This is a genomic window from Pradoshia sp. TA40_28 (assembly GCF_059694525.1).
This window is the reverse complement of sequence record NZ_JCATZO010000006.1, coordinates 68,232-91,939: the sequence shown is the minus strand read 5'-3', so window position 1 is coordinate 91,939 and position 23,708 is coordinate 68,232. Positions and strand designations below refer to the sequence as shown.

The window sequence follows — 23,708 nt, the reverse complement described above, 5'->3', positions numbered from 1 at the left end:
TACAGTATTGGCGGAATTTTACATATTTTCTAAAGGTGGAATTATTTATGAGAAGCAGGTTATAGAGAGAATTCCAATAAGAAGAGAGACACAATCCAGTAATAAAAAAGTCCTTCGGATTATTCCGAAGGACTGCGATTCATGGTTTTAGCAAAATTAAATTTTTGTTTATAAAAATGTAAATACCCCTTCATCTTATAGATCATTATTTTAGTATGGCGAGTATTAAATTCTATAAGTGGCTGTGTAAGCGAACTGACAAAAGTACTGGATAGAGCGATGGTAATGATTAGTGATATAGCACCTAATAGAATATAGTTCTCTACGGTAGTGAAATATTCACTAATACTTGTGAATCTAAAAGTACGTACAAAAAAGCCATGTAATAAATACACATATAAGGTTTGGGTACCCCATCTTGTGAAGAAATAGCTTCCCTTAGGTACAAGAGCCATAAAGCTCATAATCATAATAGAATTGACAATGAAAAATCCAAGTCGCTTAAACATAGATAGGAACGATACCGTCTCGATTTCCGAATAAGGCTTGGATCCAAGTAGCCATTGAGAATCTATTTCTGGAAAAAATGAGAACCAAATGAAAATGATCCCGAAGGATGTCAAAGCGAACAGTTTAGTTTTCCTGGTTGTTATCTTATGAAAATGTTCTTTTTGTAGATGATAACCTATCAGAAAAAACGGAAAAAAGACAAAAGTACGTGACAAACTTAGATAAGTAGAGATTGTATCAATATATCCGACGAGTAAAGCAAGCCCGATTGCTAATCCAATACCCATTAAAGGTTTAAATTTGGTAAAAGCGAAAAGCATTAAATTCCAAAAGAATAGACTTAAAAGAAACCATAAGGACCAATTGGGTTCTAGTGCTTCGAATGTAAGAGTAGATTCATCGAATAAGTAATAATAATAAATGGTATAGATGACTTGGAATATTAAATAGGGAAGAATCAACTTCGTGCTTAATTTTTTTATATAGCCCTTTTTGTTAAAGCCTTTTGCGAAAAATCCTGATAACAGAATAAAAGCAGGCATATGAAAGGTGTAGATTGTGTTATATAGAGCATAAATTATATCGTTTTGATTAATATATGTTCGTAAAATATGACCAAAGACAACGAAAAACATTAATATGAATTTTGCATTATCAAAGTAACTTTCTCTTTGCCTCATAGTTGCCTCCCAATCTTCTGGACAAATTCTTTCTTATATTCCCTGTTTAAAATGTAGTAAACAAAATACATTGGATAATTAGTAAAAGCATCCTATTGAACCATATTTAACAAAGTGATTAAAGTCCTGTTCCGTACTATAATCGATATGGTGGATTTGAAAAATCTGTACCATAACTATGTATGTACCTGTTATATATTATTTTTATGAAAAATAATTAACAGTATCAATGTAAAAATTATTCCAAATAGATCTGTATTCATATGAATATTATATAGAATGGCAATGTGTCTTGGTTTTTATTCAATCAACTTCAAAACATAGTTGTCGAATGATAATAGGGAGGAATAAGAATGACAATACTTCCAAAAAAGAATCAACAAGGTTTTTATGAAATCCGTTTAGAGTCAATTGGAGGACTCGGAGCAAACCTGGCTGGAAAGATGCTTGCTGAATCAGGTGTTCTTGGTCATGGATTGAATGGGTCTAATTTCTCTTCTTATGGTTCGGAAAAGAAAGGGTCCCCCGTGAAGAGTTTTGTCCGTTTCTGTGATGCCGGCACTGAAATACGTGACCACAGTCCAATAGAAGAACCCCATGTTATTGGAGTGTTCCATGAAGCATTGTATAAAATGGTTGATGTAGTGAGTGGCTTACGCCCGGATGGAATTGTGCTTGTCAATTCGACTCGTCAGTCTGATCAAATAAGAATGGATTTAAATCTGCAGCATGGAACATTGGCGGTAGTCGATGCCCTTGGGATAGCGGTTGAAGAAAAGACAAAGGTAAACACGGCTATGCTTGGAGCTTTGTTTCGTATATGTGATTTCCTTAATCCAGAATCCATGAAAGACGTCATCAGAAAAACATTTGAAAAGAAGTATCCGCATTTAGTTGAGCCGAATATTCGTACGTTTGAACGTGGCTATCGTGAGGTAAGTTTCAAGCACTACGAAGTATCTGAAGATGCAGAGGGGAAAAGTTATCAGCGCGAATTACCTGCATTGGGATATGAAACTCAAGTTATTGGTGGGACGATTATCGCTCAGGGAAACAGCATACTAAAAGATTTGTCCGGTTCAAGGCAAGGGTTTCTACCTGAATGGGATATAGAAAAATGCATCCATTGCGCTGCCTGTGATACAGCATGCCCAGATTTTTGTTTTGTTTGGGAAGAGGGGGAAGATAAGCGAGGACGCAAGCAAATGTTCTTAACAGGCATTGACTATCAATACTGTAAAGGCTGCTTGAAATGTATCGAAGCGTGTCCGACCAATGCTTTACAGGAGATGAGAGAAATCCTTGGATTTGCTGATGAAAATACAGTGAAACAGTCGTTTCCTTATATAGCAGGAGGGAAGAAATAATGGCAATATCAGAAATGGAACTAACTGAACTGGTGAAGGATGTTAAGGCTGAACAAGTAACTACATTTGAATCAGGTAATGAAATGGCAGCAATGGCAGCAGCGCAAATTAATTATCATGTGATGGGATACTTTCCGATTACACCATCAACTGAGATTGCTCAGTATTTGGATATTATGAAATCGAGGGGAGAACACGATATCCAATTGATTGCAGCTGATGGAGAGCATGGTTCTGCAGGTATTTGTTATGGTGCTGCTGTGACAGGAGCAAGAGTGTTTAATGCAACAAGTGCAAATGGTCTTATGTATATGCTTGAGCAGCTGCCGGTTCAATCAGGTACACGTTTTCCAATGGTAATGAACCTTGTTACAAGATCGATCAGTGGTCCGCTCGACATCCGCGGCGACCATTCTGATTTATACTTTGCTTTAAATACCGGGTGGATTATTTTGACAGCTAGAACGCCGCAAGCTGTTTATGATATGAATATAATGGCTTTGAAAATTTCAGAGCATGCGGATGTTCGTTTGCCGGTTATTGTAGCTTATGATGGATTCTTTACTTCCCATCAGAAGAGAAAAGTGAATTATTTTAAAGATAGAGAAATTGTCCAAAAATTTGTTGGTGAGATACCAACTGAATTTCCTCATGTTGATGTAGCGAATCCGATAACTATTGGTGCCCATATGAATGGGGATGATTTAATGAATAATCATTATCAGCAATCGGAAGCAATGTATAAAGCCGGAGAGGTTTTCAGTCAGGTAGCTCGCGAATATGCTGAACTGTCAGGACGCCAATATGGGATACTGGATCTCTATAGAATGGAGGATGCGGAGGTAGCATTATTCCTATTGAATTCAGCCGCTGAAACAGCCAAGGATGTTGTCGATGATTTAAGAAAACAAGGGATAAAAGCAGGTGTCATCAGCCCCAATATTATCCGTCCGTTCCCGGCAGAAGAAATCAGAGAGGCTCTTAAAAATGTAAAAGTGTTATTGGTTGGCGAGCGAGCAGATTCCTATGGTGCTAATGGTCCTAATTTGACTCATGAAGTGAAATCAGCCTTACAGGAAGATCATGATAACCATACAATGGTGTTAAGCCGCGTGTTTGGTTTGGGTGGGAAAGACTTTTATCCTGAAGATGCAAGAGCATTTTTTGAAATGTCCTTACAGACATTAGCTAATGGTCAGGTTGAAAAAGCGTTTGATTATTATGGAGTTAATCCGGGAATGTCTGCAGACGCACCAAAACCTGTTATAGAGTCACATAGTGGTGATGTATATAAAACAGGGCTTATTCAGGTTACCCCTGATGAGGAGAGCGGCAAATTAAAGGTTCGTATTCCACCTTTACGCTCATTGATGAGCAAGCCGAAGCGTTTGGCTTCGGGCCATGGAGCATGTCCAGGATGCGGAATTTTCCCTGCACTGGAGTTGTTCTTTAAAGGGATTGAAGGGGATATCGTTGTCCTGTTTCAAACGGGTTGTGCCTATGTAGTGACAACAGCTTATCCTTACAGTTCTCATAAACAGACGATGATACACAATCTTTTCCAAAATGGACCAGCGACATTATCCGGAACTCTTGAAGCATTTTTAGAGAAGAAACGCCGGGGTGAAATCTCCATCAGTGATGACGCAACTTTTGTCATGATCACCGGAGATGGCGGGATGGACATTGGAATGGGTTCCGCTATTGGAACAGCCTTACGTAATCATAAGCTTATTATGCTCGAGTACGATAATGAGGGCTATATGAACACTGGATCACAAATGTCTTACTCTACCCCGATTGGCCATATGACAAGTACAACAGGAGTAGGTAGAGAGCAAAAAGGAAAAGCGTTCCATCATAAAGATACAGCCCAAATAATGGCTGCGACCGGTATACCTTATGTTTTTACAGGTTCAGAAGCTTTCCCGCAGGATTTAATTAAGAAGGCAGCGAAAGCCCAATGGTATGCACAAAATGTAGGAACCGTATACGGTAAAATCTTAATCACCTGTCCATTGAATTGGAAAGCGGAAGAGCGCTATGGTGCAAAGATCATGGAAGCTGCAGTAAATTCTTGTTTCTTTCCGCTATATGAGGTGGAAAATGGAGAAACGACTATAACGTATAATCCGGAAGCAAGGAAAAAACGGATTGAATTGTCTGAATGGTTAACGTATATGGGGAAAACTAAGCATTTGCTAAAAGAAGAGAATGCTTGGATGCTTAAAGAATTTGAACAAGAAGTAAATAGACGATGGAATCGATTGCTTGCCAAGCATGAGAATCCTTCTCTCTAGAAATTTGATAAAAGCCCTGAAAGAGATCCTATAGAATAATCTCTTCAGGGTTTTTTCTGTCTATAGTACTGAATGATGGCAATGAAGGTATTTAGTCTGATTCTAGTTGATTAAAAAGGTTTTTCCATAATTTTGTAGAATAAGTATCATATTATATGTCATTGGTATGAGGAGGATTCCTTTGAATGAATGGAATAATAAAGCGGGGACTTTAGAGGGAAATATGACTTTGCGTACAAGATTTCAGACATGGGAGCATTTTTTTTCCTCTTTTACAAAAGCAATCATTATAACAGATATGGAATTAAATATAGTATCTCAGAATGACCAGGCAATTAAGTTATACCATCAGTTAGGGAGAGAAGGGACACCTGCTAATCTACGGGACTTTCTTTTATCAGTACCGAATGAGACTATTGATGACCATATTAATAAAATGTACAAAAGTGGTTATTCAGAGAATATATGGGCAGTAAAGGCTTCTGATTCATTTATGGTGAAACTAGAGGTAAATGCTGTTTTAGATTCACATTCAGAGAGGATAACCTATATGTTCCTCCCATCAGAAAAGGGAGTTACTAAGAGATGGGCAAGTCAGGATAATTTATATTCTGATATCCTCAATAATTTACAGTGCTATATCGTCATTCATACAAAGGAAGGAATCATAGTAGATGGGAATAAAGCATTTTGTGATCTGGTAAAGATAGATAAATCCAGAATTCTCGGAAAAAGCCTGTACCAATTCATTTCACCGGCTTACAAAGATAAATTTGAAATCATACTCAATCACATACCTACGAATAGCTCTAATTTTCACCTTATTGAACTTGTACTGGGTTCAAAGGAGGTTACATACCAATATACGAGCCAATATAATTTTTACAGTGGTTTATATTATACAATTATCTATGATGTTCTTGAAGAATCGGATACTAATCATCATCTGATTGAAGGGATTCAAAGTGTGTTTTGCCAATCAATGGATGGTATTTTCATGGTCGATGCGAAAGGGATGATCGTTCAGGCCAATGAACCTGCCTGTACATTGGTAGAAAAGTCCCGTGTGGATTTAGTTAATATGAATATAGAGGATTTACCTCTTTTTCATTCAGCGGATTTAAAGAACTTGAACGATGAAGAGAAGGCGGAACTAATCTGCCATTTTCCAAAAGGGAAGAAGATTGTTGAATTAACAAAAAAACAAATTAGCAAGAGTCCATATACGCTGTTTCTTTGTAAAGATATTAGTGATAAGCGGGAGATGGAACAGGAGCTTCGCATATCAGAAAATAAATTTAAAAAAATTTTTGATGGTACATTTGATGGAATTATTATCTGGGGCTCTGACGGTAAAATTTTTGATATTAATGAACCTGGAGCTGCAATCATTGGGGCTCCTATTGATGATATACAAAATAAAGAATTTCAAGAACTATTTGATTTGAGTGACCAGCAGAACAAACATTTGCAAAGGCATATATCATTTATTAACAAGAATAAGCATCATCACTTTGTTTGTGAACTAACATGTAGAGATGGACAAATTAAACAACTTGATTTTTCATCGAGGCTGGATGTTATTCCGGGTAAGAATTTGACTATCTTTAGAGATGTTACGGATAAGCTGCGGATGGAGGAGCAATTAAAGAAATCTGATACATTAAATGTAGTTGGTGAGTTAGCCGCTGGGATTGCTCACGAAATTAGGAATCCAATGACTGCTTTAAAAGGTTTTATTCAGTTGTTGGAAGGAAGCTTGCATGGTGAATTTTCAACATATTTTCAGGTTATTTCATCTGAATTGCAGAGGATTGAAACGATTATCACAGATTTCTTAATCCTTGCAAAGCCACAGGCTGTTTCCTATCAAGTTGTGCAGGTGAATACCATTATAGCTAATACGTTGGATCTGTTAAGTGCGCAGGCTTCTATGCTCAATATTCAGTTTCATACTCGTTTCGCTAAAATACCTCCCATCCATTGTGAGAGTAATCAACTTAAGCAAGTTTTGATCAATCTAATTAAAAATGCTATTGAAGCTATGCCTGCAGGGGGATTTATTGATATTACAACCGAATTATTTTTTGATAATCATATATTAATTTCGATACAGGATTATGGGACTGGGATCCCAGAGGCTGTCCTGGATAAGTTGGGAGAACCATTTTATACGACCAAAGAAAAGGGAACGGGTCTTGGGTTAATGGTCACCTACAAAATCATTGAAGAGCATGCTGGCTGGATTGAAGTGGCAAGTGAAGAAGGAAAAGGGACGTTATTTCAAATTTATCTGCCAATCAATCATGAATTCTCTTGATCCGATCAAAACAAAATAAGAGTGAAAAATAGGAAACTCTTTGGTCTACGGAGGGTTTCTTGTTTTTTGTATGAGGTTTTTTGCTGAAATATGTATAAAAAAAGAATTTTCCATAATTGTTTTTTGTCTATTTTTGCGATTGTATTTACATTATTTTATAATTTTGACATAATATCTTTTTGTATGTATATTTTAGGGGATAAAAGGAGGAGCTCTTCTTGCAGAATCGAAAAGAAAGTCTCGAAACCGCCATTAGAACTACAAGGGAAAAGATGATTAGTCATGCCAATACCAATGGCTTTTTAGATGAAGGAACATTAAATTTGAGCAGACAGCTTGATCAGTTAATAATAGAACATATCAGAATGACTTTTTCAGTACTTAATTAGTGATTTGTTTAGGGATCAAAATAAAATATAGCACCCCGAAAAAATGAACCAGTATAACTAAGTATGGAAGTGTTAGGGGTATACCTGATTGGTATAAACTAAAAATTTTTATCTTCCGTACACTCCATCCAAAGACGACCTTCTCTTTAAGCTTCAATGAACACTGTTACTATATAGTTTTACTTTTTAATAGGAAAGAAGTATAATTACGCGGATGATAACGTGGAATTTTACCCATAAATTGTAGGTGGTTAGTATGGAAGAACAAAATCATTCTTTAAAAATATTTATTGTCCTGTCGAGAGCTTACCGGGCAATTAGTGACTATACAAACAAATATATTCAAAAATCGGGAGTTAACCCTACGGAATTTGCAGTACTTGAACTTCTCTATCATAAAGGAGATCAGCCATTGCAACATATAGGCGATAAAATACTGCTTGCCAGTGGCAGCATTACCTATGTTGTAGATAAACTGGAAAAAAAGCAATTATTAAAAAGGGTTGCAAGCCCTACTGATAGACGAGTGACGTATGCGCAAATAACCGATAAGGGAAAGGAATTCCTTGAAGGTATTTTTCCAGAGCATCAGGAACGAATTGAGGGTTTAATGGATGACCTAACAGATGAAGAGAAAATAATCGTGATTGAGCTTCTGAAAAAAATAGGGAAATCTGTACCTGTTAAATAATTCATTTTAACTATTTGATTATAGAGGACATTTTTTTAATAAAAGAGTACGCAAGCTCTATAAATTTAGCTTAGTTGTCGATTAGTCGACAACTATTTTTTTGCTTATTTGGACAGGACCGAGAGAATAAAGTGTTTTGTATTCAGGGATAGGGAAGGTGTTTACCTTTCACCTGATAAATACGAATAAGGGTGATGGCAAGCAAATATTTTAATCATAAAGACAATCGACCCGCATACAGTGAGTATAAGCGGGGGTGGGACAAGGGTGAATAAACAGCGTGTAGGTATCTTCCAGGTTGCAGCTGTATACGTTGGTACGGTAATTGGAGCAGGTTTTGCAACTGGAAAGGAAATATATGAATTTTTTACCCAGTATGGATTTTATGGTTTATTAGGCATAATCCTTGCAGGGTATATCTTTATTATAACTGGCAGAAAAATAATGATTATTGCTTTACATAAAAATTTAAAAAATTATATGGAATTTAACGATTGGCTATACGGTAAACGTATCTCCTTTTTTGTTAATATCCTTTTTATGGGGATGTTGATTGGGGTTACGGGTGTTATGATGTCAGGGGTTGGCGGGCTGTTTGAAGAGCAATTGGGCTTCTCAAAAATCGGCGGGATGATCTTTACTACATTTCTTTCGGTTGTTGTGATGAGCTGGGGGACAAAAGGATTACTATCTATTAATACGTTTGTTGTGCCCGCGATGATTGCTTTTAATGTAGCCTTAATGTGTGTTTCAATCGTCCATATTAATCCCATTTATACTTTGTTTCACATTCCAGATTCAGTAAGCTGGAAAATGATTCTATCCCCTTTTTCTTATGCAGCCTTTAATCTTGCATTGACACAAGCTGTTCTTGTTCCGCTTGCAACTGAAATTCAAGATGAAAACATTATCCGAAAAGGGGCTAATTTAGGTGGAATTATATTAGCCATTGTTTTGGTTAGCTGCCATATTTCCTTATCTTCTGTGGCAGGGATTGAACATATTAATATACCAACTGCTTATGTAATGAAACAGATTGCACCATTTTTATATGGACTCTATTTATTCATTATTTTTGGAGAGATTTTTTCAAGCTTAATTGGGAATGCGTTTGGTCTTGAGAGGCAACTGAAAAAAGCAACTGAATTACCATCCTGGTCGCTGTATGTTGGTATATTTGCGATTTGCTTATGTGTAGGTCAACTTGATTATGGCCCGTTAATTTCCTTGTTATATCCAATTTTTGGATACATAAGTTTGAGTTTTTTACTATTATTAGCTGTGAGAAAATAAGAACTGTTACCACTAGTAAGGGATAAAAGCTCCCTGTACAGCAGGCATAAAGAAAGAGAAGGGAGTTTCCCTTCTCTTTCGTGTTTTTATTATAAAGTTAAAATGATTGGTTCGTTTTTAGTTACGATAATGGTATGTTCACATTGTGCGACTAAGCTCTTATCGCTTGTGATAAACGTCCATCCATCGCCAGCTTCTGTCACCATTGTAGCTTTTGTCGAGATAAATGGTTCAACAGCTAAAACCGTTCCTTCTTGAAGAAGTTCAGAATCCCATGGATCATAATAGTTTAAAATATGATCCGGTTTTTCATGCAGGCTTCTTCCTATTCCATGACCAGTTAGATTTTTAATCACATTAAATCCATTTTGTTTGGCTGTATTGTAAACAGCTTTACCAATTTGGTTTTTCTTGGATCCAGCTTTTGCTTTGCTGATTCCGTGATGGAAGGCATCTACAGCGCACTGGCATAAGCTTTCTTTTTGACTGGTTGTAGAGCCAACTGGGAATGAGATACCCGTATCACCGTAATATCCATTTAATACGGCAGAGACATCGATATTTACCATATCGCCTTCGTTTATGATCCGTTTTCCTGGAATTCCATGAGCCACTTCTTCGTTCACGCTAATACATGTATAGCCGGGGAAATCATACTCGTTTTTTGGAGCAGATATCGCACCGGTTTCTTCAAATAATTTCTTTGCAATTAAATCAAGCTCCAGTGTTGTAATACCAGGAACTGTTGCGGCTTTCAGAGTTTCCCTAACACGTGAGACCACTGCGCCTACTGCTTTTAAACCTTCTAAGTCTTTATCGTTTTTTACAATCATGATACTAAACCCGCTTTCTGTTATGCTTTTCATTCGTATGAAAAGTTTAGTTGAAAGGTTCCAAAATGGAATCGATTCTTACTATTATATCTAAGTTTTTAATAAAATTAAAGTAAGTGATGATGGGAGTGGAAAAATAAAAACGAGGACAATTAAGCCTCGTTCCTTGTTATTCGTATATAATCGTATAATTTTTATGGTTGACAACTGTTTTTTCTTCTAGCTCCAGTTCATGGAAGTTTTCCATTAAAGTTAAATCTACTATGACAGAGTTTTCATTTACTTTCTCAACAATTCCGCGTAAACCATTGCGAAATTCAATCATATTGCCTACATCGGCCTTCTTCATCATGTTCACACCTTTTCAGTTTTATAAAGTTATCAACATATCTAAATAGTAAACTTATTAATCTCAAGATTCAGGGATTTTTAAAGGCAACTTATAAAGTGAAATCCCTAAAAAATTAATATTGTAATTATAGTATAAATTGTGATTAATTGGAATCTCAAAAGGATAAATAATTACTATTTTTCTGAGCTTATCGAATACTTGTTCATGGGGGGAGATTGAGAGTATGATGTTGATGTATAGATGAGGAGGTTTTATGAATGAATAAAGAAGAAATTCAATCACTATTTGATCAATTAAAAAATGGTGAAATAGATAAACTGGATGTAACAAAACAAGACTTCATGGCTTTTCGCTCTGTGCTTGTGGAGAGGGAGGATTTTAAACATTTTCGCGGAACTGCCCATATAGGCGGTGGTTTAACTTATCAATACTTGAAGGAGCCGCGAAGTTAAATGAAATAAACAAACCCAATTCTAATGCAATTGGGTTTGTTTTATAGCACTTAGGATGACATAGAGTTAGAAAGCGTCCGGATGCATATCAAGATAATGCTTTAATTTTTTTAATGTTGAACATTTCCATGACTTCACAGTTGCATAGGTTGTATGGTATTCATGTGCAATATCTGTGATGCTTTTACCAAATTGAATATATTCAGCCAACCAATTATATTGATTGATCGTTAAGGACGTGAGAAGGGGCTCTGGAAAGTACCATTCCAGGATCAGCACATCATCTTCCACTTTAAGGAGATCCCAGTATTCAGGCGATTTCTTTAGCTCTCTTTCGCCTATTTTAGTTGACTTACAAAGTTGGATAAGCATCTTACCTTGTATGGATTTATATGCATAAGAGAGAAATTGACCTTTCGCTGGATCAAAGTTAAGGCTTGCCTCCCAAAGAGCAATTAATCCGATTTGATAATATTCGTCATGATCATATATGATATGAAGCTTTCTCATAATATGGTGAATTAATGGATTGTATTGGTTAACTAACGTATCAAAATTATCCATAATAATCCTTCCCTGTGAGGTGCGACCTCTATTTTCCCGGGTATCTTTAAAGTAAAGGGTAAGTTCCTTTCTGTAAAAAAAGGAAATGCGAAAATAGAGTCTGTTATTTAGGGGAAAATTCATAATCTTTTTATTTAAAATAGAGGAAATTCTTAATTTATGAACTTTTATGAGAGAATTAGTCATTTTAAGATATTTGAAAAGGAGAATGTAAAGTGAATCGTAAAAATCAAGTTGTATTAGTCACAGGTGCTGCAAATGGAATTGGAAAAGAAATCGCAACACAATATGCGCTTAAGGGAGAAACTGTTGTTCTAACAGATATAGATGAAGAAACAGGAAAGGATGTAGAGGCTAACTTAAGGGGGAAGGGGTACGAAGTTTTGTTTATTGGAGCTGATCTCAGTAAAGAAGAGGATTGTCTTCATGTAATGGAAGTAATCAGGAATAAATGGAATAAACTTAACATTCTTATAAATAATGCCGGAGTATCAACATTTACTCCGTTATTTGAAATGGAAACAGCAGAATGGGACCGTATTTTGAATACTAATTTACGAAGTATATTTATCCTTTCAAGGGAAGGAGCTAAGATTATGAATGAAGCGGGTGGTTCGATTATTAATATTGCGTCTACCCGTGCAACTCAATCTGAACCACATTCAGAAGCCTATGCTGCTTCTAAAGGTGGGATCCTGGCCCTAACACATGCATTAAGTGCTTCATTAGCCAAAAAAGGCATTCGTGTTAATAGTATTAGTCCTGGCTGGATTCAAACGGATAATTACTCTGCTTTGCGTGAAGCGGATCACACTCAGCATTTTTCCGGCAGAGTTGGAAAGCCGATAGATATAGCGAAAGCATGTTTGTTTTTAAGCGATCTCAATAACGATTTTATTAATGGAGAAAATTTGGTGATTGATGGCGGAATGACCAGAAAAATGATTTATGAAGATTAAAATTCTTTGTGAGATAAAATAATAATCGAGTAGGTTCTTCAAATTTGTCATTATAAATACCTTTGTTGTAAAATCGAGGTGGTTATACAATATTTAGTTGTATTGCCAAGCTATATAAAATATAGCTGTGAATCATTATATTTACTTACAGACACTTGATTAAATGGCTACTGGTTACTTGCCTTTTTAGGATCTCTGGAATGTTTGGGGAGGAATCGGATATTTTCGTTTAGTTAATGATGTTTCATTTAATTTTAACGTTTAGATTAATTTTTGGTTCTAAATAGATAAAAGCAGTTGAAAAATTTAGATTTTTTCGGTACATTCTTCTTATAGGGTATAACCTGTATTGTGAGAAAAGGTACATAATTTCAACTGTTCATCATTATATACATAGGACCGGTTGAAACTGGGTAAAATCATAAAGATGTAAGCAGCTAGAATTATTATGGCCAAAACAAACTAATACTATTAATAAAGGAGTTCGATTACTTTGGTACAAAAAACTTTTCATGTAACTGCAGAAACAGGAATTCATGCTCGTCCGGCAACTTTGCTCGTACAAGCAGCAGGTAAATTCAATTCAGATATCAACTTAGAATATAAAGAAAAGAAAGTAAATCTTAAATCAATCATGGGCGTTATGTCTCTTGGAATTGGCAGTGGATCTGATATTACGATTATTGCTGAAGGAAGTGACGAACAAGAAGCGTTGAATGCAATCGAAGAAACATTAACAAAAGAAGGATTGGCTAACTAATGACAACTATGTTAAACGGGATAGCGGCATCTAATGGTATCGTCATAGCAAAAGCTTATCGTTTAATGGAGCCTGACTTAACTGTAACAAAAAACACCATTTCTGATATCGACACAGAATTAATACGTCTCGATGAGGCTGTGAAGAAAGCTCAAACGGAATTGGAAACAATTCGTGAGAAGGTTAAAACAGAACAAGGGGAAGATAAAGCAGCTATTTTTGATGCTCATATCCTTGTTTTGAATGACCCTGAGTTGCTTGGTGCTGTACAGGATAAAGTTAAGTCAGAAAAAATCAATTCTGAATTTGCCATGCGTGAAATCGCTGATATGTTCATCACCATGTTTGAACAAATGGACAATGAATATATGAAAGAAAGAGCAGCAGATATTCGTGATGTGACAAAACGAGTAATCAGTCATTTACTTGGAGTACAAATTCCAAACCCAAGTATGATTGCCGAAGAAGTGATTGTCGTTTCGGAGGATTTAACGCCTTCAGATACTGCTCAATTAAATAGAGAATTCGTTAAAGGGTTCACTACAGATATTGGTGGACGTACTTCACACTCTGCAATTATGGCTCGCTCACTCGAAATACCTGCAGTTGTTGGAACCAAACAAGCAACTGAAATGATTCAAAATGGTGATATGATCATACTTGATGGGCTTAAAGGCGAAGTACATATTAATCCAACACCAGAACTAATCGAAGAATATAAAAAAGCGGCTGATGAGTATGCACTGCAAAAACTTGAATGGGCAAAACTTGTTAATGAAAAAACAGTAACAGAAGATGGTCATCAGGTTGAATTGGCAGCCAATATTGGTACTCCTAAAGATCTTGAAGGAGTAAAAGCTAATGGTGCTGAGGCTGTTGGATTATATCGAACTGAATTCCTGTATATGGGTAGAGATAATCTTCCTAGTGAAGAAGAACAGTTTGAATCTTATAAAGCCGTACTGGAAGGTATGGATGGTAAGCCAGTCGTTGTCCGTACATTGGACATTGGTGGAGACAAAGAGCTTCCATATCTAGATCTTCCAAAAGAAATGAATCCATTCCTTGGATTCCGTGCCATTCGTTTGTGTCTTGAAGAATTACCGATTTTCAGGACTCAGCTTAGAGCACTTCTGCGTGCAAGCGTATATGGAAATCTACGAATCATGTTCCCAATGATTGCTACATTGGATGAATTCCGTTCTGCTAAAAAAGTACTTGAAGAAGAGAAAGCTAAATTGATACAGGAAGGTATTGAAGTATCTGATTCTATTCAATTAGGAATTATGGTTGAAATTCCTTCTACTGCAGTCATTGCAGATCAATTTGCCAAGGAAGTGGATTTCTTCAGTATTGGTACGAATGACCTTATTCAATATACGATGGCTGCAGACAGAATGAACGAACGTGTTTCTTACTTGTATCAGCCATATAATCCTGCCATTTTACGTCTAGTGAAAATGGTTATCGACGCAGCTCACCAAGAAGGCAAATGGGCCGGAATGTGTGGAGAAATGGCTGGGGATGAACTGGCTATTCCATTGTTGATTGGATTAGGGTTGGATGAGTTTTCAATGAGCGCGACATCTGTTCTGCGTGCACGTTCCCAAATTAAGACACTTTCACGAACTGAAATGCAAGAGTTGGCTGAAAAAGCTATTCAAATGCAGACAGCAGCAGATATTGTTGAAATGGTTAAAGAAGCAACTGCTAAAAAATAATTTAGTAAATCATAAATATACGTGTTTAATTACTTAGACACAGGGGTAAATTAAAAATGGACACAAAACAGCAACATGCTTTTAGTGACCCCCCTTTCTTAATCAACTGGTTTTCCAGTTGATTTTTTTTTGTTATGATAGGTGTGGAGGAGGGAGTAATATGAGCAATTTACATATTGGTTTTATCGGAATTGGTGTAATGGGTAAAAGTATGGCGAGTAATTTAATGAAAGCGGGATATCCTGTCAGTGTTTATTCCAGAACAAAATCCAAGTGTGAAGAATTACTTTCCGAAGGAGCGGAATGGAAAGAAACTCCCCGAGCGATTGCAGAAAGCACAAACGTTATTATAACGATGGTGGGTTATCCATCGGATGTTGAAGAAATCTATTTGGGGTCAGAAGGTTTATTGAACCATGCTAAACCAGGCTCCTTTTTAATTGATATGACAACATCTGCTCCTACTTTAGCCCAAAAAATCTATGCTGCCGGTAAAAAAGTTGGATTACATGTGCTTGATGCTCCAGTGTCTGGTGGTGATATTGGTGCTAAAAATGCCAAGCTTGCTATTATGGTTGGTGGCGATCAACCAGACTTTGATACTATGCTTCCAGTATTTAAAGCAATGGGGACAAATATTATCTATCAGGGAGATGCAGGATCGGGGCAACATACGAAACTATGTAATCAAATAGCCATCGCTACTAATATGATTGGTGTATGCGAAGCGATTGTGTATGCTGAAAAATCCGGACTGAATCCTGAAGCAGTCTTGAAAAGCATTTCGACCGGTGCGGCAGGAAGTTTTTCCTTAACTAATTTAGCACCGAGGATCCTAAAAGGCGATTTTGAACCAGGGTTTTATATCAAACATTTTATTAAAGACCTAAAGATTGCGTTAGAAGAGACCGAACGATTGGGTCTGGACTTTCCTGGTTTGTCTCTTGCCAAATCCATGTATGAAAAATTATCGGATATGGGAGAAGAGGATTCCGGTACACAGGCTTTATATAAATATTATGCTGGACTAACCGGTTCTTAAAAAAGGAAGCATTTCGTTAAAGGCAGAGTGCCTGTTCACGAAATGCTTCTTTTTATTTTATCTGTTGTTTTAGAAAGCGTTCCAATCTGTTTAATCCTTCTTCGAGTTGTTCCATGGAAACAGCATAGGAAAAACGGAAATATCCTTCTCCGTATTCTGAAAAAGCAGAACCTGGTACTACAGCAATTTTTTCAGTTTGAACCAGCTGTAGGGCAAAATCAAGAGAATGATTAAAACCAGCCGGTATTTTAATGAAAAAGTAAAAAGCTCCATCAGGCGATACAGTCTGTAGTTTCATCTCAGTAAGTCTTCTGAAAACATAATCACGCCGTTTTGTATACTCATCCCTCATTGTGGCTGAATCATTTTCGCCGTTTTTTAAGGCCTCCAAAGCAGCCATTTGCGAGATTGACGTGGCGCAGGAAACATTATATTGATGAACCTTTATCATGTGCTTAACAATGGTTTTTGGTGCCATAAGGAAGCCGATACGCCATCCTGTCATCGAATGCGATTTTGAGACCCCATTTACCGTTATCGTTTGATCTCTTAATATTGAACCAATGGATGTATGTTTTCTGTCAAAGGTTAACTCGCTATAGATTTCATCAGCAAGGATGAACACATCTTTCCCTCTAACTAGATCAGCAATCTCTTCTAGTTCTTCTTTCGTCATTGATACACCGGTTGGATTGGATGGGTAAGGGAGAACTATACATTTTGTTTTTTCAGTTAAGTTGGCTGCGATTAATTTTGGAGTTATCTTAAAAGCCGTATTTCTAGTATCAACATGGACTGCTTTTCCCCCTGCTAATTGAATTAATGGTTCATACCCGGGATAGACAGGGCCGGGTAAAATAACTTCGTCTCCAGGAGATAAAATAGTCCTGAAGGCTATGTCAATCGCCTGGCTTGCTCCTACGGTGACAAGAATCTCATCAACCGGATCATATTTAAGTGAATAATGATTATACATAAATTTTGCTACTTCCTGCCGGAGTTCCAGTAAACCGGCATTATGGGTGTAGGTGGTACAGTCACTTTGAATGGCATCTATTGCTTTATCTTTTATATGTAAGGGTGTTGGGAAATCGGGTAAACCGAGTGTAAAAGACAGGACATTATCAATCTCAGATACCATATTATAAAACTTTCTAATGCCTGAGATTTCTATTCTTTTTACATGGGGATTTATTAAGTGTTCCATTCTAAATCATACCTCCTAAAAACATCTCTTTTCTTATTATAAGGTTGCTTTAAGTATGTGTACAAATCCTGAGTTTGACGATTCAAGCAGAATCTGAAGGGATGATTATATACACTTGGGGATACTATGTGTACTTGGTTTAGCTTTATTGGGAGGGGAAGAGATGTACCGGCTACTTGCTAAGGAACAAACTGGGTGTATGAAGCCAATAACATTAGAAGAATTTCAGAAGAAAGAATTTAATTTGGTGTGGATTGATATGACTGCTCCAACAGAATCAGAGGCAGAGATACTTAGGGAACTGTTTGAATTTCACCCTCTGACAATTGAAGATTGCCTTGATCAAATCAATCAGAGACCAAAAGTTGATTTTTATGAATCGTATATGTTTTTTGTTATTCATTCATTGGATAGTGAGTTAAAGAAAAATGAAATTGATATTTATGTGAATGAAAAAGTAATGGTAACGGTTCATGCGAGTCCAATTCAAGAAATGGAGGAAGTATGGAAATTAGCCAATCAACTGGATACTCCTATTCATATCCTTCATAGAATCCTGGATGCGGTAGTAGATGCTTATTTTCCAAAAGCATATCAAATAGAGGAACAGTTAAATATTCTGGAGGATCACCTGCAATATTCCTTTAATAATGATCCAATGAATCAATTGTATGAAATTCGAACCATGATATCGAAATTAAGAAGAATTATATTGCCTATGAATGATTTAATGTACAGGATTATTCATTCTGAAAGAATCAGTGCCCTTTCTGAACATCACCATTATCTCAATGATGTGTACGATCACCTAATGAAATTAAAGGAGCTGGTTGATGGATACAAAGAATTCTCTACAGACCTGAGGGATAGTTATATGGCGGTTAGTTCAAACAAAATGAATGAAACTATGATGACTTTGACCATTATTACGACTATTTTTATGCCATTAACATTTATTGCTGGTTTATACGGAATGAACTTCACTGAAATGCCGGGTTTAACATTTAAATATGGGTATTGGTATGTTCTTTTGTTTATGGTAATTATAACAGTAGTCATGATCATACTATTTATGCTAAAAGGTTGGTTATTCTGGCGAAATGATAAAAAAGATCAAAAATAATAAGGCCTAATGAAATGATATACTCTTCTTTAAGTAGGCAGAATGAGAGGGTGTGTGTTCATATCAATAGGCCTTATTTATTAATATCCGTATTCCCAGTCTATTTCTTCTGGATGCCAAATAGTAAGGTAGGATTTCAAACATGGTGATTCATCAAATTGTAGATTCCTATACTTCTCTACATCCGTAAATCTAATATCCTCTACACAGGCAACTACATGGTCTTCTTCATAGATTATGGCAGTACCTTTCATCATCGGACCCCTTCTTTCCAGTGGATAAGTTTTATCTTTTCTTATCCGTATCATAATCCTATTGCAAATTACTGTCTATAACTTTGAGTAAAGCTTCACATAATACACAAGTTTAAGGAATAAATTTTAATTTTAAATAAAAATACTTTAATTTAATCCGATAAATGATAGAAAGGGTATCTAAAAGAACTGGATTTGTTTATAAAGGGAGTAATCATTAGGTAGATGGAAGGGCGCTGATTAAAGTGAATGAACAGAAGGGTATTCTGCTCGAGAGCGGTACAAATGAGTTAGAGATTGTGGAATTTGGTATCGGTAATCACAAATTCGGTATCAACGTTATTAAAGTCAAGGAGATCATTAATCCGGTGCCTGTAACAGGTGTTCCCCAAACACATCATTATGTGGAAGGAATCATTGAACTGCGTGGAGAAATTTTACCTGTAGTGGATATTGCAAAGGCACTGAATTTACCAACATCTATGCAACCACAAAAAGATAAATTTATTGTAACTGAGTTTAATAAAATGAAAGTAATCTTTCATGTACATACTGTTACGCAAATCCATCGGATTTCTTGGAATCAAATTGAAAAACCAACGGAGATGTATCAAGGCTTGGATAGCCAAATCACAGGTGTTATAAAATTGAATAATGAAATGTTATTACTACTTGACTATGAGAGAATTATCTTAGAAATCAATCCGGAATCAGGGATAACGGTTGCACAGATTCAAAAATTAGGTGTTAGAGAACGATCTGAAAAGCGTTTGTTAATAGCTGAAGATTCCCCCTTATTGCGCAAGCTATTGCTGGAGACGTTAAAAGAAGCTGGGTATGAACAACTTGATTTCTTTGAAAATGGCCAGGATGCGCTAGCCTTTTTGGAAAGTAAGGCACAAGCAGGCACCTTACAAGAGGATATACAGTTGGTTATTACAGATATTGAAATGCCACAAATGGATGGGCATCATTTCACAAAAAGAATAAAAGGAAATCCAGCCTTATCTGACCTGCCTGTCATTATTTTTTCATCTCTTATAACAGATGATTTAAAGCATAAGGGAGAGTTGGTAGGAGCGGATGCACAAATCAGTAAACCTGAGATTGCTGAACTGGTTAGACAAATAGACCGCTTTTTACAAAAATAAAGCTGTTGAACGAAAGGTTCAGCAGCTTTATTTTTTCCAGTTTTGATATGGATAGGATTCACCGAGGCGGGTAAAAGTCGGTTTGTAGTATTTCTTTTTATACTCATTAGGGGGATCCTCATTCGTCTGTTCCTTACAGCCGGTATAAGACATTAATATTTTTTTTGCTTTAGATAAGGATAGCCGGGAAGATGGATTTCTCACTTCTTTTGATAAATGGCCAAGATGAGTTAATGTTTGAAAATCATCCTTTGAGGGTGGGATATGGAATGTGTATCTTCCGCATTGTATAAGTACATCTGATTGTTGGAAGCTTAAGTGAGGATGGTCGGAATATTGCAGACCTAATTTTTTTGCTTTACCTTCTTCAAGCATTTTAATAATGGTTTTTTTCTTTAGCTTATATAAGAATTTAGGATCTGGTGCCGTTTTTGCATGTCTATTCACAGAATAGATTGCTTCTCCCAAATCATCAGCAGTAAAACAGGTGGGATTGGGATGTTTCCCGTTATTTTGGTTCATAAATGTTCCTTTCTTCTCAGAATATTTCATGATCATTAGTACAAGCCTATAATTGATTATAACGCGTTCAGCTATGGGATAAAAGAGAAAACATTTCTTGATACTTGTTTATGAATGATTACATGATTAAAAAGAGATAGATTATCATTAAGAAAGATATGGATTTAGAGAAAAGGAGTGGTCTTTATGCATAGGCTATTCATTACGGGTTTTGGAGGAGCAATCGGTGCATTAGCACGATATGGGATAGGATTACTGATTCCGTATTCAGAAAATGCGATCCCCTTCGTCACTTTATTCATCAATGGTACTGGAAGTTTTGTTTTGGCCAACTTAACCTATTCATCGTTTGAAAATAAAAAAAGTGAGCGTTTAAAATTATTTTTCGGAACCGGACTTTGCGGCGGTTTTACGACAATGAGTACTTTTGCTTTAGAAATAACTAAATTGGCAACCAGTCATCCTATTTTAAGCTTCATTTATCTATTATTAAGCATGGTTGTGGGTCTCGGGATGGCTTGGGTCGGATTTATCGCTGCACGAAGGTTTGGGAGGCGAGTGAGTTGATTGTATTTGTATTAATCGGAGGGTTTTGCGGAACTTGTTTGAGATATTTAATGTCAAGCTGGTTCAGTAAGTACAATCGTTCATTTCCGGTCGCTACCCTTATCGTTAATTTGATTGGTTCCAGTCTAATCGGTGTTTTAGCAGGGCTTGGTATAGAAAAGGGGACTGGATTATATATGTTTACGATGATTGGGGCTATGGGTGCTTTTACCACCTTCTCCACCTTTGCCATAGAAGCTCTGGAACTAATGCTTAGTAAGGATTATCGTAAGTTATGGACCTATATATGTTTTTCATTGGCAGGTTCAATTTTCTGCTGTATGGTTTGGTATCATCTGATGAAAAGTATCGCCTAATAATGGATAGTACCTATGAAATTTCGACAATATATTATAAAATAATTGAAAGAATGTAATTTATTTCTAATAAATAAACTGATAGGTGCCATGTCTATGACAACGTTAAAGAATAACATACTAAAAAAATATAAAGGAAATAAAGGGATAAACATTTCACAGAGTCAGAATGTACTCTTCAATATTTTGTTTCATCATATTGAAGAGTTGGTGTTTGTCATGGAATTTGATGCAGAGAACATATTACGATATGCCTTTATAAATGAATCAGTTTACAAATTAACGGGTATATCTGAAGATTGCATAGGAAATACATGGTACGATTGTTTGCCTGCAGAAAGGGCTGGATTACTTCAGCGATATTATGAACAAGTAAGAGATGATCAAAAACCTGTGTCATTCTTGGATGTATTACATGATCGGGAGGGTCATGAATACTTTGGAGAAACAACCATAAGCCCTCTTTATGATGCTGAAGGAAAGATGGCTTATTTGGTAGGCATAACACACTTGTCTACCCATTCTATAAAAGAGAATGAGTTTGTTATAGAAAGTGAACAAATCTATCGTTCATTAGTGGATCATAATATGGACGCGATTTTTTCGCTTAACTGCAAAGGTGATATCCTAAACTGTAATCCTTCGACTTTGTCGATTACAGGGTATCAGGAAAAGCATCTTAAAAATGCCTCATTTTTTCATTATATTCATTCTGATGACTGTGGAAGGATTATGAATTTATTAGAAAGGGCCTTAAAAGGTTATTCGATGGAAACATCTGATGTGATTTTCCTGCATAAAAAAGGCCATTATATCCAAATTCAACTCAAATCTGTCCCAATCATTGTGAACCATGAAATAAAAGGTGTTTATTTTATTATGCGGGACCTTTCTGAACAGGTGAAGAACACGGAAAAGATTAAATATATGAACTTACATGATCAAATGACAGGACTTTTTAATCGATCTGCTTTAATGAAGGATTTACATGAAGCTATACATCGTGCAAAAGAAGCGAAAAATGAATTTTCTTTAATTTATATGGATCTGGACCGTTTTAAATTTATGAATGATTCTTTTGGGCACCAGTCTGGAGATCAGCTTTTAAAAGTCATCAGCCAGCGTCTTCTATCAATTCAAGGTGGTGACCATTCTGTTTATAGGCAGGGTGGAGATGAGTTTGTTATCTTGCTGGAGAATACATCCAGAGAAGACACCATCCAGTTTATTGAGGGAATTCTAATTCTTCTCGAAGAGCCCTTTCATATTGATAAGCAGCAATATTATGTTACGGCAAGTCTGGGAATTAGTATGTACCCATATGATGGTTCGGATCTAGTCACTTTAATGCAAAAAGCAGATCATGCTCTTTATCAGGTGAAAAAGAGGGGAAGAGCTCACTTTCTATTCTATAGTGCGGGTATGAGGAATGATCAGTTTTCGAATCCTTATTTAATGGATACAAGTTTACGAAGAGCTATTGAAAAAAATGAATTATCGGTATATTATCAACCTCAAATTAACCTGGTTACAAATGAAACAACCAGTTTTGAAGCGTTGTTAAGGTGGAATCATTCCAAGTTGGGATATGTTTCTCCTGCAGAATTTATTCCTGTGGCAGAAGATACAGGATTAATCATCCCAATTGGAGAATGGGTTTTGGAAGAAGTCTGCAAGCAACTTAATAAGTGGAATCTAAGTGGGTATTCTACGAAAGTAGCCATAAATTTGTCACCCAAACAATTTCAGCAGCCAAATATTGTTGAAACAATCCAACAGTATATGCTTCAGTATGATATTAAAGCCTCTTCATTGGAAATAGAAATTACTGAAGGAACCATTCAGGATACGCAAGAAACGAATGAAACACTGATAGAAATGAAAAAATTAGGATTGAGTATATCGGTGGATGATTTTGGAACAGGGTATTCATCTTTAAGTTATTTGAAGCAATTCCCATTAAATACGCTAAAAATAGACCGTTCTTTTATAAGTGAACTGATGACCGACAGTAAGGATGCAGCAATTACAAGAACAATTATCCATTTGGGACATAGTTTAGGGCTCGAAGTTATCGCAGAGGGCGTTGAAACAAAGGAACAGGTGGAATTCTTGTTAGATATACAATGTGAAAAAGCGCAGGGGTTTTATTTTTCAAGACCAATCCCTGCTGTTGAAGCAGAGCAGCAATTTCTGAAAAAAAAGCACTAGAAAAGGCAAACAACAGTCATTTCATAAATCCACAGGATAGACAGGCAAATGTCTGTTAACCTATGGGCATATAAAAGCTGTTGT

General features: G+C 36.3%; 23 protein-coding genes. 16 read left to right on the top strand and 7 right to left on the bottom strand.

Annotated features, from left to right (window positions below):
* Positions 1-119: 119 nt before the first annotated feature.
* Positions 120-1,190 (bottom strand): acyltransferase family protein, encoded by a 1,071-nt coding sequence (locus AC58NB_RS09760; RefSeq protein WP_497426634.1) that lies wholly within the window; start codon positions 1,188-1,190, stop codon positions 120-122.
* 353 nt (positions 1,191-1,543) lie between these two features.
* Here AC58NB_RS09760 and AC58NB_RS09755 point away from each other — a divergent pair, with 353 nt between their 5' ends.
* The 6 genes from AC58NB_RS09755 to AC58NB_RS09730 all read left to right on the top strand — a co-directional run bounded on the left by AC58NB_RS09755 (position 1,544) and on the right by AC58NB_RS09730 (position 9,550).
* A complete protein-coding gene (locus AC58NB_RS09755; RefSeq protein ID WP_497426633.1) occupies positions 1,544-2,557 on the top strand; it encodes a 2-oxoacid:acceptor oxidoreductase family protein in 1,014 nt (337 codons plus the stop codon).
* Positions 2,557-4,857 carry a thiamine pyrophosphate-dependent enzyme gene (locus AC58NB_RS09750; RefSeq protein WP_497426632.1) on the top strand — a complete coding sequence of 767 codons (2,301 nt, stop codon included), beginning with the start codon at positions 2,557-2,559 and terminating at the stop codon, positions 4,855-4,857. The genes AC58NB_RS09755 and AC58NB_RS09750 overlap by 1 nt, the downstream gene beginning before the upstream one ends.
* Positions 4,858-5,038: 181 nt before the next feature.
* A complete protein-coding gene (locus tag AC58NB_RS09745) occupies positions 5,039-7,177 on the top strand; it encodes an ATP-binding protein (protein WP_497426631.1) in 2,139 nt (712 codons plus the stop codon).
* 218 nt (positions 7,178-7,395) lie between these two features.
* The gene (locus AC58NB_RS09740) at positions 7,396-7,566 is read left to right on the top strand and encodes a Spo0E family sporulation regulatory protein-aspartic acid phosphatase (RefSeq protein ID WP_497426630.1); all 171 of its coding nucleotides are present in this window, start codon (positions 7,396-7,398) and stop codon (positions 7,564-7,566) included.
* A gap of 256 nt (positions 7,567-7,822) precedes the next feature.
* Complete coding sequence (locus AC58NB_RS09735; protein WP_497426629.1) at positions 7,823-8,257, top strand: MarR family winged helix-turn-helix transcriptional regulator; 435 nt, start codon at positions 7,823-7,825, stop codon at positions 8,255-8,257.
* Between the two features lie 267 nt (positions 8,258-8,524).
* Positions 8,525-9,550 (top strand): YkvI family membrane protein, encoded by a 1,026-nt coding sequence (locus tag AC58NB_RS09730; RefSeq protein WP_497426628.1) that lies wholly within the window; start codon positions 8,525-8,527, stop codon positions 9,548-9,550.
* Positions 9,551-9,639: 89 nt separating this feature from the next.
* Here AC58NB_RS09730 and map read toward each other — a convergent pair whose 3' ends face one another.
* Positions 9,640-10,383 (bottom strand): type I methionyl aminopeptidase, encoded by a 744-nt coding sequence (gene map, locus AC58NB_RS09725; RefSeq protein WP_497426801.1) that lies wholly within the window; start codon positions 10,381-10,383, stop codon positions 9,640-9,642.
* A gap of 169 nt (positions 10,384-10,552) precedes the next feature.
* On the bottom strand, positions 10,553-10,732 hold the full coding sequence (locus AC58NB_RS09720) for a YkvS family protein (protein ID WP_497426800.1): 180 nt from the start codon (positions 10,730-10,732) through the stop codon (positions 10,553-10,555).
* Between the two features lie 260 nt (positions 10,733-10,992).
* Here AC58NB_RS09720 and ykzS point away from each other — a divergent pair, with 260 nt between their 5' ends.
* Entirely contained in the window at positions 10,993-11,187 is a 195-nt protein-coding gene (gene ykzS / locus AC58NB_RS09715) for a protein YkzS (protein WP_497426627.1), read from the top strand.
* Between the two features lie 66 nt (positions 11,188-11,253).
* Here the strand turns inward: ykzS and AC58NB_RS09710 are convergent, their stop codons facing one another.
* Positions 11,254-11,751 carry a sigma-70 family RNA polymerase sigma factor gene (locus AC58NB_RS09710; RefSeq protein WP_497426626.1) on the bottom strand — a complete coding sequence of 166 codons (498 nt, stop codon included), beginning with the start codon at positions 11,749-11,751 and terminating at the stop codon, positions 11,254-11,256.
* Positions 11,752-11,966: 215 nt separating this feature from the next.
* Between AC58NB_RS09710 and AC58NB_RS09705 the strand changes: the two genes are divergently transcribed.
* From AC58NB_RS09705 to AC58NB_RS09690, 4 genes are all read left to right on the top strand, one after another.
* Positions 11,967-12,710, top strand: coding sequence for an SDR family NAD(P)-dependent oxidoreductase (locus tag AC58NB_RS09705; RefSeq protein ID WP_497426625.1), 744 nt, complete (start codon positions 11,967-11,969; stop codon positions 12,708-12,710).
* A 493-nt stretch (positions 12,711-13,203) separates the two neighbouring features.
* Positions 13,204-13,470, top strand: a complete 267-nt coding sequence (locus tag AC58NB_RS09700) for a phosphocarrier protein HPr (protein WP_497426624.1) — start codon at positions 13,204-13,206, stop codon at positions 13,468-13,470.
* A complete protein-coding gene (gene ptsP / locus AC58NB_RS09695; protein ID WP_497426623.1) occupies positions 13,470-15,191 on the top strand; it encodes a phosphoenolpyruvate--protein phosphotransferase in 1,722 nt (573 codons plus the stop codon). The genes AC58NB_RS09700 and ptsP overlap by 1 nt, the downstream gene beginning before the upstream one ends.
* Positions 15,192-15,351: 160 nt before the next feature.
* Positions 15,352-16,233, top strand: a complete 882-nt coding sequence (locus AC58NB_RS09690; RefSeq protein WP_497426622.1) for an NAD(P)-dependent oxidoreductase — start codon at positions 15,352-15,354, stop codon at positions 16,231-16,233.
* 52 nt (positions 16,234-16,285) lie between these two features.
* Here AC58NB_RS09690 and AC58NB_RS09685 read toward each other — a convergent pair whose 3' ends face one another.
* Positions 16,286-17,440: an aminotransferase A gene (locus AC58NB_RS09685; protein WP_497426621.1), complete on the bottom strand. Its 1,155-nt coding sequence runs from the start codon at positions 17,438-17,440 to the stop codon at positions 16,286-16,288.
* 163 nt (positions 17,441-17,603) lie between these two features.
* Here AC58NB_RS09685 and corA point away from each other — a divergent pair, with 163 nt between their 5' ends.
* Entirely contained in the window at positions 17,604-18,563 is a 960-nt protein-coding gene (corA, locus tag AC58NB_RS09680; protein ID WP_497426620.1) for a magnesium/cobalt transporter CorA, read from the top strand.
* 80 nt (positions 18,564-18,643) lie between these two features.
* Here the strand turns inward: corA and AC58NB_RS09675 are convergent, their stop codons facing one another.
* On the bottom strand, positions 18,644-18,820 hold the full coding sequence (locus tag AC58NB_RS09675; RefSeq protein ID WP_497426619.1) for a hypothetical protein: 177 nt from the start codon (positions 18,818-18,820) through the stop codon (positions 18,644-18,646).
* 242 nt (positions 18,821-19,062) lie between these two features.
* On the opposite strand from AC58NB_RS09675, the gene AC58NB_RS09670 reads away from it, so the two are divergent.
* On the top strand, positions 19,063-19,968 hold the full coding sequence (locus AC58NB_RS09670; protein WP_497426618.1) for a chemotaxis protein: 906 nt from the start codon (positions 19,063-19,065) through the stop codon (positions 19,966-19,968).
* 27 nt (positions 19,969-19,995) lie between these two features.
* Here the strand turns inward: AC58NB_RS09670 and AC58NB_RS09665 are convergent, their stop codons facing one another.
* A complete protein-coding gene (locus AC58NB_RS09665) occupies positions 19,996-20,490 on the bottom strand; it encodes a YkyB family protein (protein ID WP_497426799.1) in 495 nt (164 codons plus the stop codon).
* A 186-nt stretch (positions 20,491-20,676) separates the two neighbouring features.
* Here AC58NB_RS09665 and AC58NB_RS09660 point away from each other — a divergent pair, with 186 nt between their 5' ends.
* The 3 genes from AC58NB_RS09660 to AC58NB_RS09650 all read left to right on the top strand — a co-directional run bounded on the left by AC58NB_RS09660 (position 20,677) and on the right by AC58NB_RS09650 (position 23,624).
* Positions 20,677-21,057 (top strand): fluoride efflux transporter FluC, encoded by a 381-nt coding sequence (locus tag AC58NB_RS09660; RefSeq protein WP_497426617.1) that lies wholly within the window; start codon positions 20,677-20,679, stop codon positions 21,055-21,057.
* The gene (locus AC58NB_RS09655) at positions 21,054-21,413 is read left to right on the top strand and encodes a fluoride efflux transporter FluC (protein WP_497426616.1); all 360 of its coding nucleotides are present in this window, start codon (positions 21,054-21,056) and stop codon (positions 21,411-21,413) included. The genes AC58NB_RS09660 and AC58NB_RS09655 overlap by 4 nt, the downstream gene beginning before the upstream one ends.
* Positions 21,414-21,509: 96 nt before the next feature.
* Positions 21,510-23,624: a sensor domain-containing protein gene (locus tag AC58NB_RS09650; protein ID WP_497426615.1), complete on the top strand. Its 2,115-nt coding sequence runs from the start codon at positions 21,510-21,512 to the stop codon at positions 23,622-23,624.
* The last annotated feature ends 84 nt before the right edge of the window (positions 23,625-23,708 follow it).

What these genes read in the sequence shown, in the direction of transcription:
- AC58NB_RS09690 (WP_497426622.1), top strand. Translation starts at nt 15,352, where the DNA reads ATGAGCAATTTACATATTGGTTTTATCGGAATTGGTGTAATGGGTAAA.
- corA (WP_497426620.1), top strand. Translation starts at nt 17,604, where the DNA reads ATGTACCGGCTACTTGCTAAGGAACAAACTGGGTGTATGAAGCCAATA.
- AC58NB_RS09735 (WP_497426629.1), top strand. Translation starts at nt 7,823, where the DNA reads ATGGAAGAACAAAATCATTCTTTAAAAATATTTATTGTCCTGTCGAGA.
- map (WP_497426801.1), bottom strand. Translation starts at nt 10,383, where the DNA reads ATGATTGTAAAAAACGATAAAGACTTAGAAGGTTTAAAAGCAGTAGGC.
- AC58NB_RS09750 (WP_497426632.1), top strand. Translation starts at nt 2,557, where the DNA reads ATGGCAATATCAGAAATGGAACTAACTGAACTGGTGAAGGATGTTAAG.
- AC58NB_RS09665 (WP_497426799.1), bottom strand. Translation starts at nt 20,490, where the DNA reads ATGAACCAAAATAACGGGAAACATCCCAATCCCACCTGTTTTACTGCT.
- AC58NB_RS09650 (WP_497426615.1), top strand. Translation starts at nt 21,510, where the DNA reads ATGACAACGTTAAAGAATAACATACTAAAAAAATATAAAGGAAATAAA.
- AC58NB_RS09675 (WP_497426619.1), bottom strand. Translation starts at nt 18,820, where the DNA reads ATGATGAAAGGTACTGCCATAATCTATGAAGAAGACCATGTAGTTGCC.
- AC58NB_RS09755 (WP_497426633.1), top strand. Translation starts at nt 1,544, where the DNA reads ATGACAATACTTCCAAAAAAGAATCAACAAGGTTTTTATGAAATCCGT.
- AC58NB_RS09760 (WP_497426634.1), bottom strand. Translation starts at nt 1,190, where the DNA reads ATGAGGCAAAGAGAAAGTTACTTTGATAATGCAAAATTCATATTAATG.
- ptsP (WP_497426623.1), top strand. Translation starts at nt 13,470, where the DNA reads ATGACAACTATGTTAAACGGGATAGCGGCATCTAATGGTATCGTCATA.
- AC58NB_RS09710 (WP_497426626.1), bottom strand. Translation starts at nt 11,751, where the DNA reads ATGGATAATTTTGATACGTTAGTTAACCAATACAATCCATTAATTCAC.
- AC58NB_RS09720 (WP_497426800.1), bottom strand. Translation starts at nt 10,732, where the DNA reads ATGAAGAAGGCCGATGTAGGCAATATGATTGAATTTCGCAATGGTTTA.
- AC58NB_RS09660 (WP_497426617.1), top strand. Translation starts at nt 20,677, where the DNA reads ATGCATAGGCTATTCATTACGGGTTTTGGAGGAGCAATCGGTGCATTA.
- AC58NB_RS09685 (WP_497426621.1), bottom strand. Translation starts at nt 17,440, where the DNA reads ATGGAACACTTAATAAATCCCCATGTAAAAAGAATAGAAATCTCAGGC.
- ykzS (WP_497426627.1), top strand. Translation starts at nt 10,993, where the DNA reads ATGAATAAAGAAGAAATTCAATCACTATTTGATCAATTAAAAAATGGT.